A 15829-nucleotide genomic window follows, 5' to 3' on the forward strand; every position below is an offset into this window, starting at 1 on the left:
ATGTATATTGCCGACGCTGTCACCGTAATCTGTATTGCTTTTAACCACGAAAAGTGGATCGAAAAGGCATTGGTGAGTGTATTGTTCCAGGAATATGAAAATAGGAGACTGATAGTCGTGGACAATGGCAGTAGTGACCAGTCTGCAAAAATCATCGAAAATTGGGTGGGAAATAATGCCGAGAAGCTCCCTGTTTCAGTTATTTATAAAAGCAAGTCTGAATCTTATTGTCAGCTATTCAATGAGTTGTTGGCTCAAGTGGAGACCGAATATGTGGTAGATTTATCAGGTGATGATTTTCTGTACCCACATCACCTTTTTTTGTCAGTCAAAAAATTGAAGAAAGAGCCTGATGCAGCGTTTTTATTTTCTGATGCGACTATTTTGGAGGAATCGGGTGACCCGTCTTCCTTTTATCGGCCAGGGCAATACAAGGAAATAGAGAAGATAATTCAAAATGGGGAACTCTATGAGACCCTAATCAGGAAGAATTATATATGTGCGCCCTCTGTAGTGTTCAGGACTGCTATTCTCAAAGAAAACGGAGGGTATGACGCCACACTTTCCTATGAAGATTTTGATATACAGTTGCGCCTTGCAAAAAACAATCCGGTAGTTTTTTCAGGACATGTGGGAGTAGTGAAGAGGAAGCATGGCGATTCCCTTTCTGCGGGCCAGTACCAGGTCTATAGATCCAAAATGTTGCCAAGTACACTGAAAGTTTGCTGGAAAATAGCCAGCATGAATACTTCCCAAAGGGAAAATCTTGCTTTGAAAGTGCGCATTTTATATGAACTCAAGCATGCGGTTTGGTCAGCTAATTTTGAAGTTGCAAAAGGATTTGTTGAGTTGGGCAAGAAGTTGAAAATGAATGGATTTGAGTTTTTTTTCTATAAATGTTGGCTTCTTCTGAAGGTGGATATGTCCTGGTTGTATGCCAGATTTACCTGATCATCCCACCACTACTTCTATAAAAGGAGGATTGGAAAAGTATTTCCGTCCTATAGTCAGAATGTCCTCGGCAGAGAATGTCTTCAAATAAGCCAGTTTTTGGGAATAATAATCTAATGCCAACCCTGATCGATGCACGGCTTGAAACCCGTCTAGCAGATCAAAAGGCGTACTGAACTGCATCAGCATCTTTCCTATCAGATAGTTTCTCACTACTTCCAATTCATCAGAGCTGATTTCCTCTTCAGTCAATAGTCTTATTTCATGATAAATTTCCTTGATTACCTCAGGGTAATAAGCCTTTTGCACATCTGCAGCTATTACCCAATAATTGGAATCAATGACTTCCGCAAGTGCGGAATAAATCCCGTAGGTATGTCCTTTGTCTTCTCTTATGTTTTTTATAAGCCTAGAGCCAAAATATCCTCCTAAAATGGTGTTGAATACCGTTAGAGGTATAAAATCCTCGTGTTTTTTGGAAACAGAACAATGACCAATTCTAACGCTGCTCTGTACAGATTTTTCCTTGGGTTCCTTAACTGCCAAAAGGGTATCTATATTTGGTAACAACACAGAGTCCGTGGGGATCCGATTAGGTAGCTGGCCGAATAGACTGAGCAATCGGTCAAGTTCCTGGGAATCAAAATCCCCCACCACGAAAACCTCCAAATCCTGCCATAGCATATGGTTGTAGTAATCAAGTAGGAGGTCTCTGGACACGGCATCCACATGTGTTTCTTGGACTATGACTCCATAGGGGTGAGTGGCTCCAAATAGACATTTTTTGAAAACCTGGTTTGCCCTAGATGCGGTTTTCTCGTGTTCTACCTGGATGCTTAATTTCATCAGCGATTTTCTTTTTTCCAGCATTTCCGGGGGAAATGTAGCTTCGCTAAACATGGATAAAAACACGTCCAGAACAGTGAAAATATGTTTCTTTGTAGAAAGAAGCCCCAGTCCTTCATGGGAAAAGGAGGGGTTTGAATAAACCTGGGTGGCATAGAAATCAAAGAACTCCGCTAGTTCACGAGCAGTTTTCTGCTTGGTGCCTTCATGTAACATTTGCAAAGTAAACATCGGGACCAGCGTTTGGACTAAGGGAAGAGATGTGCGCCTGCCTTTTCCCATCACCTCAATTTTGACTGCATTCAAGCCAGGTGTGGGTATATAGAAGAACTTAGATCCATTGGAAAGGGTGCGTTCCAGGGGAGGTAAAAGTTCAAAATCTTCAGGAATTTTAAATTCTGGAGCTTTTGACCTGTCTAAAATCATTATTCGTTGGGGATATTATACATCAGTGTGAACCTGAGGGTCTCGGCCAATGGGTGGTTTTGCTTTTGTGGAACCAAATAGGAAAAGTCAAATCCGAACCGCTTATGGTCAAAGCCTACTCCCATGGTGAAATACTTTCTGCCTCCTTTGTTTTTGTTTTCATAGAAATACCCTGTTCGAAGAGCCAACAGATCATTATAGATGTATTCTACACCGAACGAAACCATTATTTCTTGCATTTCCTCCGAAAACCCGCCCGGAGCATCACCAAAGGAGCCGAACATACCGGATATTAATGGGCGGTTTGGATCTTTTCCGTTACCTGGTTCAATAATAAGGTTGCCATTCTCGTCAGTCTCTAAGGTGCCGTCTTCATTCGTTTTGTAGATTGGTGGCGTTGGTACCAATAGCTTGTTGAGATCCAAGGCAAACGTAAGGGTGTTTACGGGATCCAAATCAATAGAGTAGGCTGTGCCTACCTTTAAATTGGTCGGGATGTAATCCAGATCATCTGCGGAATTATATGTTATTTTGGGGCCAATGTTGGATATACTGACTCCCCATGAGAAGTTTGCGTCCTTTGCCCCGGCAAATACAGGTTTTGAATAGAAAAGCCCCACATCAGTACCTACACTGATACCGGGTTTTGCCTCACTGCCTCCTACGGAAGATATATTTCCTGATAGATTGGAGTAGATAAACCGAGCGGAGATACCCAGTCCTAGATATGTTGAAAGTTTTCTGGAATAGGTTCCGCCAATAGCTATATCTCTAGGGTTGAATTCACCGAGCGGATTTCCTCTTCCATCTGTAAGCTGGATATTCCCCATATTGAAATATCTCAAGTCAAATCCAAAGGCCGAGACTTCATCAATCCTAAAAAATCCCGTTAGGTAACTCAAAGACATGTCATTGACAAGCTTTCCCAGCCAAGGTGAATAGGAAAGCGAAAACCCCATCTGATCTTCTATAAAGGCAAGTTGCCCTGCATTCCAATGGGCTGAATTTGCGTCAGGGGAGAGTGCCACGCCCACATCTCCCATGCCGGAGTGCCTTGAGTCAGGAGCAAAATTCAAAAAGGGTACGGCGGTGGTGATCACTCTACGATCAGGATCCTGACCGGATATAATTATGCTGTTCTGAGCTTGCACAGTTAAAGTAGCCAGGGTAAAAACTGCAATGAGTACGTTTTTCCTATTTCTAGAGGCTATTTTTTTCATTGAATCACGATTAATCCGCTCACCGTATCAGTAGAATTATCAAGCTCTGACTGAAGCGTTATTTTGTAAATATAAGTTCCTTTTGCTGGATATTTGGTTTGGTTTTGTAAAAAAAACCATGACAAATCCCCAATTCGGGCATTAGCTTTCACTAAACGCCTGCTTTCCGAAAATAGTATCTTTCCGTCTGTTTGGTAAACGGCAAGCGTAAGATTCAGATTTTCTCCAGTCTGATTGTGTTCAACCTCAAAGTGACTTACAATATGCGCAGGATTGGGGTATGTCTTATGATTTAATATTTGAAGACGCCCGCTTCCTTCTACCCATATTTCTTGGGTGAAATCACTTCCGTTTCCTAATATATCCCAAGCCCGGATAGTTACCAAATTCCTCCCTTCTTTTAATTGCCTTAGTTCAAACATCACTTTTCCAGCTATAAATGTATTGTTTTCCGATTTGAAGAATTCATTTATAACTATGGGGTCATGCCCGTTTACTTGTACAGTTAAGTTCTCTTCGGGTAGAATTCCCGAGATATTTATCCCACTGGAATCAGTCAAAGAGGCTTCCATAATAATCGTAGTAGAAGGGAATTTATAGGGGGGGGTGGATTCCCCTCCAAAAATAGCAGAAATAACGGGGCCTTCGGAGTCTTGTGGAATATGATCGGATATACCGCCAACAGTAGATATCTTCATTCCGTAGGCTTCCCATCTGTTTTCTTGACTTTCACCGATGACCCGTATTCTTCCTTCACCAAAATCGGGATTTATATTTTTAGGGATGATCATTTTGCCTTTGATCATCCCGGATACTATCTCACCTGCACCCTTAAAAAGGATGTTTTTTTCTTCTGGGAACTCGACGGCACTACTTTCGTCTCCCAGGGTTTTGCTCATGGCTGCCTTGTCCCGCAATTCTATGGTGTATGTTCCATTAAAATCCGTTGCAATTCCCCCTGAAGCTGGGTTAAGTACCTCTGCTTCATACATCACTTCCTGGAGTGCTGAAAGTGTATCTAGGGTTACTTGGTTCCGAGGAGATTTCAGAGAGGTGATATTTATATCAAATTCAGCGGAAGCAAGCCTCATACTGGGATCAGCCAGCAAGCTGAAATTTCGGTTAAGTACCCCGTTTTGGCTTTGGTTTTTGGTGTTTCTGAAGATACTGCCCAGATCTTGGTACTGTCCATTTTCCGGTTTGAACACTTCCTTAATAAAAGCTTCATTCAGAGAAAAATTAACACTGCTAAAAACCGGCCTACCTGTCGTTAGAAGGCCGATAGCTCCTTTGTTAGGGGCTATCAGAAGCTCTTCGGCAGCAGACCGGATCAATGGGCTGTCATGCCTGCCAAATTCACAGGTGGCTGTAACCCAAAGGGCTAATTGATCCTGGTTTGCCCAGTTGGATATATCTGAAGCAAGGAAAACCTCCTCAGCAGTGAGTGTGGTCTCGTTGCCATGTCCTACGTAGTTGAGCAATAAAGTGCCACGCTCAAGTACCTCCTCCAAGGCGGTTTTGGCTTGTGGAGAAGACTGTCTATCTCCGTCTCTCCGCTGCTCGTACCTGTCCAGATACAGCTTCTCCTGTTTGTATTCTTTGTAAGTATTGGTTAAAAAGGAAGAGAGGGACTCAGAATCCCTTACATGAATGTTGTTGTCTCCGTCATCGGCAAAAAAAGTCACCGTTTTTTTCCATTCGCCGTGGACTGGACTGCTTTCATACTTGATGATTTTATCCACAGCTACCCGGGCTTCCTCAGGCGTAATGACAGGCAATCTTCCCACTCCGATTTGCAACAATTCATCGTCCTTACGGTTTTCATCCCACTCACCTTGCCCATAGTCGAGTAAAGATAAATAATCATCCGAACTGAAAGTCGTCAATGGGTTTAGACTGTTTCTGCTGGTGTAAATAGGCACAAGGCTTGGACGCCCGCCTAAAATGCCTTTATAGTCAAAAGTACCTTTTCCCAGGATCAAGACATTTTTTAGTTTCCCTCCACGGTGATAGTGCCAAGCAAGGAAATTCCGGATAGCTGTCAAATCTGGATTGCCATATCCAAAAGCATCGTAGATCTCATTTAAGTAAGCTACCTCAGTATAGACACCCATACCAAATTTATGAGTGCTTAGTCTTTCTGCTGAAGATTTCAGTGACTCATGGGTGACTATCAGCAGTTCTGGCCAAGAAGATGTTGTTCTTAAGGAAAGATCTGCGGTTTCAAATTCAGATATTTCCATAGTCTCTTCTTCCTTGAAAACAATAAATTTCTGTCCGGATACGCCGGTGTCCGAAGTCAAATCAAATGCTATTGGCAGGAATACATCGCTGACTTCCCAGATGGATAATCCAGGTAAGGTGCTTATGGATAGTGGGAGAGTTTGGTTAGTCGTATATACACCTTTATCCAAGGATGAGCTGATATGTGGCACCCCTATTCCTATATAGTGAAAATATCCTCTGGCATTTGGATCTGGGGACATGTAGCTGATTCTGAGCCTGTCTGTTTTTTGGTTTGCCGGGAAAAATTCCCCCTCTACATAACTTTCAAAACCTTTGACTCCATAGGTATTAGCAGGCACACCTTGGATTATACTTTCAGCAACCGTCAGGTCATCTACGGAGAGGTTAATGGTGGACTCGGAAACTGATCTTCCCATGACCACAGCGGATACTTTCCAGGCTGCGTTTGTGTCAGTGGATAGGGGGAAAGCGTACCCTCTGGTCACTCCGGGAGCTACTGCTCTAGAATACCATGTCCGACCTGAATTTAAAATATTGTTTTCTTCTTCTTTGAGCCATTTCCATTCATAAAGTATTGTCGGGGATTCAGGTCCTGGCTGTGCAGTTATTGTTTGCACCCCTTTTGGATTGGATGAGAATCCTATCAAAAAACTTAGGGAATCAGTGAATTGGTTAGGGGAAAATACAGTTTGATTAACTGAATGAGAGTACGAATCGGATGGAGGGAGATAAAAGTACAAAAAACCGTTTTTTTCCAGGCCTGGGATTTCCTGCAATTCCAAATTGTTACTATCTACCAACTGAGGAAGCATGCCCGGATTTCCATATATTGTCAATTCGCCCAGTGAGGAAGCCCCTAACTCTTTTGCTTGTTTAGTGCTTATTTTATATACACCTTCATTTGGGACTTTAAACTTGTAAAATGGGTTTTGGGCACATGCCGAAGCAATCAAGATAAGATTGGTAATTATATAAAACAGAAGTCTGGCCAGGGACTTCATTACGTATTGATTCGGTTTTCAATTATTGACAATCCTAAATAAGCAACAATCACAAGTGGGATTCCTGCCAATCCTAATGATAAAATGAGGATTAACCCTGTTGCCAAAAGAGCATACCTGAACTTGTTCGCCGCAAAGGAATAAGATTTGAATTTCAAGGCGATGAGCGGTAACTCGGCCACCAATAAAATCGCGAAAATCCACGCTATGCCCACAAGAAATAAAGTAGAAGTCAGCCATACCCCTGTGGATGACCATTTAATAGCGAAATAAGGCAATGTGCTGATAAACAATGCGTTTGCTGGAGTAGGTAAGCCGATGAATCTATCGCTTTGGCGGGTGTCGATATTGAACTTTGCAAGCCGCACGGCAGAAAAGACCGGGATTATCAGTGTAAGGTAGGAAAGCCATTCTATTCCATTGTTCGCCTTGGCCATTTGAAACAGAATCATCCCTGGAAGGACTCCAAATGAAATCAGATCTGCCAGTGAGTCCAGCTGTTTTCCTATTTCACCTTGTACATTTAGCAACCTTGCCGCAAACCCATCAAAAAAGTCAAAAACCGCGGCTAAAATAATAAAGTAAGCCCCAGATAGAATATTTCCATCGAGGACCCATATGATACCAACCACCCCGGAAAGTAAGTTAAGCAGTGTGATAGTATTAGGGATATGGGATTTGATTTTCAACGTCTTGCGTTTTTACCCACAAATGGGTTGTGGAGTTTCTCGAAAGATATGGTGGTTTCTGGACCATGCCCGGGGTATAATACCGTTTCTTCCGGTAACGTAAAAAGAACCGATTTGATCTTGCTAAGAAGTAAATTATGGTTGCCTCCCGGAAGGTCTGTGCGCCCAATGCTGCCTCGGAATAATGTGTCACCTGCTATGCACTGTTGGGATTCTTTATGGTAAAAAACCACGTGGCCCGGAGCATGCCCCGGTACAAAGAGAATTTGCAGGACTTCACTTCCGACATTAATCTCTTCTCCCTCTGACAGAAAGCCATCTGCTTCGCTCGTTTCATATCCGACAAAGCCGTAATTGGGAGCATATGCTTCCACTGCTTTCAGCACGGCCTCTTCCTCTCTATGAATCAGAAGCGGTACTCCAAATGTTTTTTTTGCCCAAGCGTTTCCCAAAACATGGTCTATATGACAATGGGTGTTGAGCAGTTGGGTAACCCGGATTTTCTTATCACTCACAAAATCCAGCAGCTCCTTGCGTTCGGCCAGATCAAAACATCCTGGATCTATCAGTACAGCATCGCCTTTCTCATCATATAGCACATAGGTGTTTTCCTGAAATGGGTTGAAAGTAAAAGACTTAATATGCAGCATGGGAAATGTCTCGGTGTAATGTGACAAAATAAGGAATTAAACCTTTATTTTGGGCTATGGAAATCGATTTTTTGCTAATTGGTCGAGGTCTCGCCGGGACTGCGATGGCTTATCGCCTTAAGCAGGCAGGTAAAAGCATAAGGATAATTGATCAGCCAGAGGCTAACAACTCAAGTAGAGTAGCAGCCGGACTTTTCAATCCTGTGACCGGTAGGAAGATGGTAAAAACCTGGAAGGCTGATATGCTTTTTCCGGAAATTAAACCGTTTTATAGAGGGTTGGAGCGGCTTACCGATAGTAAGTTCCTTACCGAAAAGGCAATTTATCGTCCTTTTCTCACCATAGAAGAACAAAACGAATGGATGGGGCATAGTGCTGATCCCAGTTGTGAAGCGTATTTGGAAAGAATATATGGTGAAAGCCAGTCTGATTTTCTCAAGGATCCTTATGGGGGTATTATGCTACGCAGCTCAGGTTGGCTTCATATCAACAATCTACTTGACGCGATGATATCGTATTTTCAAGAAGAATTGATTTTGGAGCGCTTTGATGAACATTTGCTTTACCGTGAGTCAGAACTCTGGCACTACAAACACTTGAAGGCCAAATCAGTTATCTATTGCAACGGTTTGGGAGCAATAAATTCCAGGTTTTTCGGTTTTTTGCCTTTTTCCCCAGTGAAAGGGGAAATATTGGAAGTGAGGCAGGGGTTTACACCAGATTACATTGTGAATAGGGGAGTATTTAGAATACATTTGAAAGAATCAGTGCATAGAGTAGGGGCTACCTATACCAAACATGATTTGGATCAAGGTCCCACAAATGAGGCCAAAAAAGAAATATTGGAAAGACTTACAGATTTGGTTCAGCTGCCGGTTCGGGAAATTATCAGCCATAAGACGGGGGTAAGACCTGCGACTAGAGATAGAAAGCCTTTTTTAGGGAAACATCCTATCGAAGAAGGCGTTTACATATTCAATGGTTTTGGGGCCAAAGGTGTTTCACTAATCCCTTATTTTAGCGAACAAATGCTAGGTTTCCTTTTAAATAAAAAGGCTATTGATAAGGAAGTGGACATAGCTCGGTATTTTAATTATATTTAAAGACATCTTTCAGAAAATCGAATGCGATATCATCTTTTCCGGATTTTAGTTTTTGCAGGGCTATGGTTAAATTCGTTTTTTGCCCTAGCTCAGTTTGACCAAGAGCGTTTTGGGAAAAACAGAATCCAGCACAAGCAGTTTGAATGGTATTTCTATTCCTCAAATAATTTTGAGGTTTATTATTATGACCGGGGCGGAGCTAACGCCAAGATGGCCATAGATTTTTTGGAAGGGGAGTTTAACCGGCTTACCCAGATGATTGGCTATGTGGCTTATACCAAGCCTAAAATTTATATCTATAATTCTCCCGAAGAACTGCTCCAGAGCAACGTAAATCTCAACAAGGAAGAGTACAATGAGCAAGGACAGACTAATTTTAACAGGCTGCTGGCAGAAATTTCCTATAAAGGGGAAGTGGATTTGTTCAAAGAAGACTTGATCTATGGTACGGCGAAGGTGATTATTGAGGAAATGCTGTATGGATCTTCCGTGTCAGATGCATTCCAGTCCAATCTGACGAATAGTTTTCCGGAGTGGTATGTGGATGGGATAGCCTTGTACTTGGCCAAAGGATGGAGTAGGGAAATGGATGATTATGTACGGCATTATTTCCAAGAAGACGAAACCCCGAAAATCTTCAAGTTGAAAGAAAGAGAAGCTGCCTTGGTGGGGCAATCTGTCTGGAATTACATTGCCGAAAGATATGGAAGAAGATATGTATCCAGTGTGCTAAACCTGTCCCGCATCAATAGAAATGAAGAAAACAGTATTGCAAATACAGTGGGGTTGAATTTTAAAACCTTTATAGAAGACTGGAAGCAATATTATCTGAATGTGAATAAGCAAGTATCTTCCACTTTTAAGGAGCCTGACAAAAGTGCAGCGGTAGCCTATACTTCCCCGAAATTCATTGGGGCGATTAATGATGTCAAATTCAGTCCAGATGGGTTGAATCTGGCCTATGTGATCAATAATGGAGGTAAATATAAGGTTCAGGTGAGGGAAGTAAGCACTGGCCGGGAGCAGACGATATTTGCCGGAGGGACTTCTTTGCAGGATCAGCAAGCTAACTTTAAATCCCCGGTTATTGCATGGAGAGATTCCGCCAACATTGCCATCGCCTCGTTTAAGAGAGGGTTTACCACACTGAGGCTCCGGTCGCTGGACGGGTCCAACCAGGACAAGATTTTCCTTAGGAATATCACCCAGATTTTAAGTTTGGACTTCAATAGCACTGGTAGAAACATGGTGCTTTCCGCAATTTCAAATGGGAAATCTGATATCTATACCCTGAATGCCAGAGGAGCAGGAAGAAGGCTGACAAATGATTCCTTTGACGAGTTAACTCCGATGTTTTTAAATGATTCTACGATTATTTACAGTTCTAATCAGACGGATCTCCCTGATTCCCTGATGGGTAAAAATCTTGAACTGAACTCCTTGCCAAACTACTATAACCTGTATATGGTGCAGGTGACCGATACGGTGATCACAAAGCAGCTGACCAATTCCAATAGTAAGAACATCCTGCCGAGAAGGGTGAATAGTAACTCGATCGTTTACTTAAGCGATCTCAGTGGTATCAACAATCTGATGAGAATGAGTATAGGGAACCAGGTCTCTAACCAGATATCAGCCTATAATAAAAGTGTGGAAGCATATGATGTCAATTCCAGAATGAATCGGATTGCTTATTCTGTTCGGGATGGAAGAGAAAGCTACCTGGTGGTGGAGGGATTCTCAAATGCAGACCAATTCACCCCAAGTACTCCCAGGATACAACTTGAGCAGGCGAAAAGCCTGAATGAAAGACTTGCTGCCCGACGGATGACGGAAGAAAAGGAGGCAAAAGAAAATTCACCTAATCCTGCCGAGAACACTATTTTTCCTGATCAGCAGGATCTCACACCTATTGATACAATTTCCAAAAACCCAACATCCTCTATAGATCTTAAACGGTTAAGTTTTGAAAATAGGAGAGGGATTAATACTGACAATTATTCCTTTGATACCCTACCTTCAAGTTTGGAATCCCCTGCGGCTTCAGCAGCCGAGGCCAAAACAAATCTATTGGAGACATTCAGAAAAGAGAGTTTGAAAAAAAGAGTTACAGGCCCAAGCCAGATGGAGCCACAGTTTTTCATCAACAATATCAATACCCGTTTTGTGGTAGATCCGCTGAGGGGATTTGGAATAGGTCTTACCGGAAAAATGACTGATTTGTTGGATAATCATGTCTTCCATGGTGGGGTTATGACCACGCTTGACTTCAGATCCGGGGGAGATATTTTCTTTGAGTATGAGTATTTGAAAAGCAGAGTTGATTTTAAGGGTAGATTTGACCGGAGAACTGTCCGAATAGAGCAGGGGGATGTCACTTACCAAAAATACGTATTGACAAAGGTGGAAGCAGGATTTTCTTATCCGCTCAACGCCAATGCAAGAGTGTCTCTAACACCATTCGTTGCCAAAACGCAGTATTTCAATTTGAATCCCGATTCTCTGATATATGGGCAAGTGCCAGAGCAGAATCGGTTTGACGTTAATTATATAGGAGGTAGAGCTGAATTCGTGTATGACCGCACCCAATCTCTGGGATTGTATTCCCAGTCAGGATTCAAGGCCAAAGTAGGATATACGCAGTATCATTCATTCAAGCATAATGACCGATCTTTTGGTAACTTTTTCCTTGATCTGAGGGAGTATTACGCCATTCACAAGAATATAGTGCTGGCTGGAAGGTTGTACGCTGGTTCATTCATGGGGAATAATCCGCAGACTTATATGTTAGGCGGAATGGATAATTGGTTGTTTAATGAATTTTACAACCCTCCGACCAACAGACCGGAATCTTCTCCTATCAGAAATCCATCGGGAGTGGAGAATTCCAATGTTTTATTTGCTGATTTTGTCGATTTGAGAGGATATGACTATGATGAAATCAGAGGTAGGAATATGGTGACTTTTACCGCTGAGTTACGAGTGCCGGTCTTTTCATATCTCACCAGGGGCAATATCACCTCAAATTTTATCAGGAATTTCCAAATTGTCGGGTTTTATGATATTGGTTCGGCATGGAATGACTCGGCTCCATGGGAACGTATAAACGATCAAAATACTGAAGTGATTAACACCGGGGGATCACCCTTCACCATTACATTAAATAATTTCAACAATCCTTGGCTCCAGAGTTATGGCGCTGGTTTGCGTACAGTTTTGCTTAATTATTACGTGAAGTTTGATGTGGCAAGACCCATACGAAATTATGAAGCAGAAGACTTAAAGTTCTATGTAACTTTAGGCTTCAATTTCTAACTACATATCTTATTATGATTAAATCAATGACCGGCTTCGGCAATGCCGGATTTGAGGATGAGCGCATGGTGATCCAGGTGGAGGTACGCACCCTCAATTCAAAATTTTTGGATCTATCTATCCGGAGTCCGAGACAGTTTAATGATAAAGAACTGGAAATAAGAACACTTGTCCAATCTATTTTAGATCGGGGCAAAGTGAGTGTTACCATTGATTTTCAATCTAAAGGTGGCACGGAAATGCCTGTAAGCATCAATGAGGCGCTGTTTGGGCTTTTTTACAAGAAGTATAAAGACCTTGCCGGGACTGTAGGAGATGATTCTCAGGATATTTTCAAGTTGGCGATGCAGTCGCCGGGAGTAATAACTCAACTGGCCGGAGAACAAAGAAATGACCAGGAGGATTGGGAGCAGATAAAAAAAGTATTTACCGAGGCACTGGCAAAATGCAATGCATATAGACAGGACGAGGGCAATTCGCTGGAGGAAAAGCTTCAACGAAATATACGGGAGATCGCCAATGGCTTAAAACAAATAGAAGCAGAAGAGGGAAACCGTAAGGAGAGAATCAAGCAGAAAATAAGAAACCACTTTAATGAGTGGCTGGACGAAAATTCCTTTGATGCCAACCGCTTTGAACAGGAGTTGATCTATTATTTTGAAAAACTCGATATCACCGAGGAAATAGTGAGGTTAAATACCCATCTGAATTATTTTGAGAAGTGTCTGAATGAAGAAAACAGCCAAGGTAAAAAACTTGGTTTTATCAGTCAGGAAATAGGCAGAGAGATCAATACCATTGGTTCCAAGGCGAATGATGCCGGTATGCAAAAACATGTGATTCTGATGAAAGATGAGCTGGAAAAAGTAAAGGAACAATCTTTAAATGTATTGTAACAAAGAAGAAGCTGTCCCATAACTCCTAATTAGCACATATAGGGCTTCGACTTCGCTCAGCCAATGCTACATAATTATGAGACAGCGACTTTTTTTAATTCAGTCGGAAGCGTATGGGCATAGTCATTCGAGACCTTACTGCTTTGCCTCCCATTTTCCCTGGATTCCAGTTGGGGGAGTTTTCGATTACTTTCTTGGCAATTTCATCACATCCACCACCGATTGTCCTGACTAATTCTATATCCTGAATAGAGCCGTCTGTATTTACTACGAATCGTACTACCACCATGCCTTCTATACCTGCTCTTTTGGCCTGAGAAGGATATACCAGGTTTTTGTTAAGATAGGCATACCATGCATCCATTCCTCCTTTGAACATTGCCTGAACTTCTGCAAAATCTACTATTTTGTCCACATCTTCAATAATAGGAGCAGAAGAGATTTCTATTTCCGGTATGATGGTTTCTTCTGTGGTATTGAGGTCAATAGTAAAATCTTTGATTTGATCAAGCTCTATTTCGTCCGGTAATTCATTAATCTCTATTGGGGCAGGAGGTGGTGGGGGAGGAGGAGTATGAATTGTAATGGGGATGTCCAGTATCTCCCAGTCGTCTTCTATTCCTGCGATATCTTTCATGATCAGCTTATCTTTTGCTTTCCATTCGAAAGCCACCAATACCGAGCCCAAGCTAAAAGCTAGTCCCAAGTTGAATAATGCGCCAGACCATTTTCTAAGATCTGATCTTGGATTTTTTTTAGGTTCCATCTGTGTGTGATTAGAGTGTGGAAATGAAAATTACTCTAATAATTTACATTGGATAACTTACTGATACTAAATCACTAACATTATTTAACTAATTAAAAAGTTGTTAAATTTAACCAAAAAAAAAGACCCGACTAGTCGGGTCTTTTATTGATTTATAGTTTCTGATTAGCTCAGTTTAAATCGGATAGGCAGTCTCATACGAGTACGTACTGGACGGCCTCTCTGCTTACCGGGAGTCCAGTTAGGAGCGTTTTTTACTACTCTTACTGCTTCCTCATCACATCCTCCGCCGATTCCTCTTAGTACATCCACATCTTGGATAGATCCGTCAGTATTCACAACGAATACCACGATTACAGTACCTTCAGTACCCATTCTCCTTGCCTGGGTAGGGTATTTCAGATTGTCGCTTAGGTATTTGTTCCATGCTGACATTCCCCCTGGAGGTTCAGGTTGGTTTTCTACCACGTCAAAGATAGCGTCCACTTTTTCCTCAACAGGTGCTTCAGCGATCACTACTTCTTTGATTACAGTAGTTTCTTTCACATCGACGTCAAAGTTGACTTCGATTTTTTCTTCGATTTCTACCTCATCAGGAATCTCCTGTATGATAGGCTGCTCTACTGGCGGCGGTGGTGGTGGCGGTGGTTGCTCTGTGATCGGAATATCCAGCAATTCTTCGAAGTTATCAGTTACCTGACCAAGGTCTTTCAATGAACCGTCGTCAAATGACTTCCATTCGAAGGCAGCAAGGGTAGCACCAACAGCCACTGCCAAACCAAGATTCAGGAACATACCTGTTTTTCTGGTTAAGTCAGCACTGGGAGTCTTTTTTGCTTCCATGATACGTTTGGTTTATAAAGGTTAATTTTTTTCTGTTTCAGATTAACAATTGTAATAATTAATAGGCACTAATCCAAGCCGATTTTGGCAGTTGGAATCTTAAAATATGCTAATAATCCTGCTATTCCCCCTATTTCATTGACTATCATGTCCATATAGTCAAAAGACCGGAAGGGGATAAACAACTGGGCGCACTCTAAAACCACTCCAGCGGCTACTCCGAAAATCAAATAATTGGTCAGTACTCTACCCTCTAGTCCTGATATTTCTGCCCGTTTTACACCGACTCCACACCATAGGAAACTCAACATGCCAAAACAGATGAAATGAATGAGTTTATCTTGAAAATTAAAGGTGGCATCAGGGAAGTTGTTGCCAGGGGTAAGCATAGCAATGCAAATCATTAAAAGCCAGACGATAGCTATTCCTAGTCTCACAATGCTTTCCTTATTTGCCCACCAGGTCGGCGTATTCAGACGCTGAGAGTAATTCTGAAGGAAGATCGCCTGTGATCTTTACTTTGATCATCCATCCTTTCTCATAGGGAGATTCATTTACCAGTTCGGGGGAATCCTCTAATTCAGGATTTACCTCCAAAATCTCACCGGATACAGGCATAAATAAATCAGAAACGGTCTTCACTGCTTCTACAGATCCAAAAACTTCGTTTGTCTCTAATGTGTCTCCAATAGTCTCAACTTCTACATAAACGATATCACCTAACTCACCTGCGGCAAATTCAGTGATACCAATAGTTGCTACGTCACCGTCGATTTTAACCCATTCGTGGTCTTTGGTGTACTTTAGTTCTTGAGGAAAATCCATGTTTGTATTAGTTATAATTGAGCCAAAATTAATACGAATCGATTAAGTATA

13 protein-coding genes are annotated in these 15829 nt (G+C 42.0%); 4 read left to right on the forward strand and 9 right to left on the reverse strand.

What is annotated here, in order from left to right:
* A complete protein-coding gene (locus LZF95_RS01390) occupies positions 1-951 on the forward strand; it encodes a glycosyltransferase family A protein (RefSeq protein WP_233753199.1) in 951 nt (316 codons plus the stop codon).
* Here LZF95_RS01390 and LZF95_RS01395 read toward each other — a convergent pair whose 3' ends face one another.
* Genes LZF95_RS01395 through LZF95_RS01415 form a run of 5 tightly spaced genes read right to left on the reverse strand, consistent with a single transcriptional unit; the run spans position 952 to position 8030 of the window.
* The gene (locus LZF95_RS01395; RefSeq protein ID WP_233753200.1) at positions 952-2223 is read right to left on the reverse strand and encodes a pitrilysin family protein; all 1272 of its coding nucleotides are present in this window, start codon (positions 2221-2223) and stop codon (positions 952-954) included.
* The gene (porV, locus tag LZF95_RS01400; protein WP_233753201.1) at positions 2223-3443 is read right to left on the reverse strand and encodes a type IX secretion system outer membrane channel protein PorV; all 1221 of its coding nucleotides are present in this window, start codon (positions 3441-3443) and stop codon (positions 2223-2225) included. Before porV ends, LZF95_RS01395 begins: the two co-directional genes overlap by 1 nt.
* Positions 3440-6691, reverse strand: a complete 3252-nt coding sequence (porU, locus tag LZF95_RS01405) for a type IX secretion system sortase PorU (RefSeq protein WP_233753202.1) — start codon at positions 6689-6691, stop codon at positions 3440-3442. The genes porV and porU overlap by 4 nt, the downstream gene beginning before the upstream one ends.
* Positions 6691-7380, reverse strand: a complete 690-nt coding sequence (gene pssA / locus LZF95_RS01410; protein ID WP_233753203.1) for a CDP-diacylglycerol--serine O-phosphatidyltransferase — start codon at positions 7378-7380, stop codon at positions 6691-6693. The genes porU and pssA overlap by 1 nt, the downstream gene beginning before the upstream one ends.
* Positions 7377-8030 carry an MBL fold metallo-hydrolase gene (locus tag LZF95_RS01415; protein ID WP_233753204.1) on the reverse strand — a complete coding sequence of 218 codons (654 nt, stop codon included), beginning with the start codon at positions 8028-8030 and terminating at the stop codon, positions 7377-7379. Before LZF95_RS01415 ends, pssA begins: the two co-directional genes overlap by 4 nt.
* 56 nt (positions 8031-8086) lie before the next feature.
* On the opposite strand from LZF95_RS01415, the gene LZF95_RS01420 reads away from it, so the two are divergent.
* Genes LZF95_RS01420 through LZF95_RS01430 form a run of 3 tightly spaced genes read left to right on the forward strand, consistent with a single transcriptional unit; the run spans position 8087 to position 13344 of the window.
* The gene (locus LZF95_RS01420; RefSeq protein WP_233753205.1) at positions 8087-9133 is read left to right on the forward strand and encodes an FAD-binding oxidoreductase; all 1047 of its coding nucleotides are present in this window, start codon (positions 8087-8089) and stop codon (positions 9131-9133) included.
* 21 nt (positions 9134-9154) lie between these two features.
* Positions 9155-12448, forward strand: coding sequence for a biopolymer transporter Tol (locus LZF95_RS01425; protein ID WP_233753206.1), 3294 nt, complete (start codon positions 9155-9157; stop codon positions 12446-12448).
* 14 nt (positions 12449-12462) lie between these two features.
* Positions 12463-13344: a YicC/YloC family endoribonuclease gene (locus LZF95_RS01430; protein WP_233753207.1), complete on the forward strand. Its 882-nt coding sequence runs from the start codon at positions 12463-12465 to the stop codon at positions 13342-13344.
* A gap of 94 nt (positions 13345-13438) precedes the next feature.
* On the opposite strand, the gene LZF95_RS01435 is transcribed toward LZF95_RS01430, so the two are convergent.
* From LZF95_RS01435 to gcvH, 4 genes are all read right to left on the reverse strand, one after another.
* Entirely contained in the window at positions 13439-14110 is a 672-nt protein-coding gene (locus tag LZF95_RS01435) for an energy transducer TonB (protein WP_233753208.1), read from the reverse strand.
* 165 nt (positions 14111-14275) lie between these two features.
* Positions 14276-14953 (reverse strand): energy transducer TonB, encoded by a 678-nt coding sequence (locus LZF95_RS01440; protein ID WP_233753209.1) that lies wholly within the window; start codon positions 14951-14953, stop codon positions 14276-14278.
* A gap of 68 nt (positions 14954-15021) precedes the next feature.
* The gene (locus LZF95_RS01445) at positions 15022-15390 is read right to left on the reverse strand and encodes a VanZ family protein (RefSeq protein ID WP_233753210.1); all 369 of its coding nucleotides are present in this window, start codon (positions 15388-15390) and stop codon (positions 15022-15024) included.
* Between the two features lie 10 nt (positions 15391-15400).
* On the reverse strand, positions 15401-15778 hold the full coding sequence (gene gcvH, locus LZF95_RS01450; protein ID WP_233753211.1) for a glycine cleavage system protein GcvH: 378 nt from the start codon (positions 15776-15778) through the stop codon (positions 15401-15403).
* Between the last annotated feature and the right edge of the window lie 51 nt (positions 15779-15829).

This window comes from Algoriphagus sp. AGSA1, assembly GCF_021390545.1.
GTDB lineage: Bacteria > Bacteroidota > Bacteroidia > Cytophagales > Cyclobacteriaceae > Algoriphagus.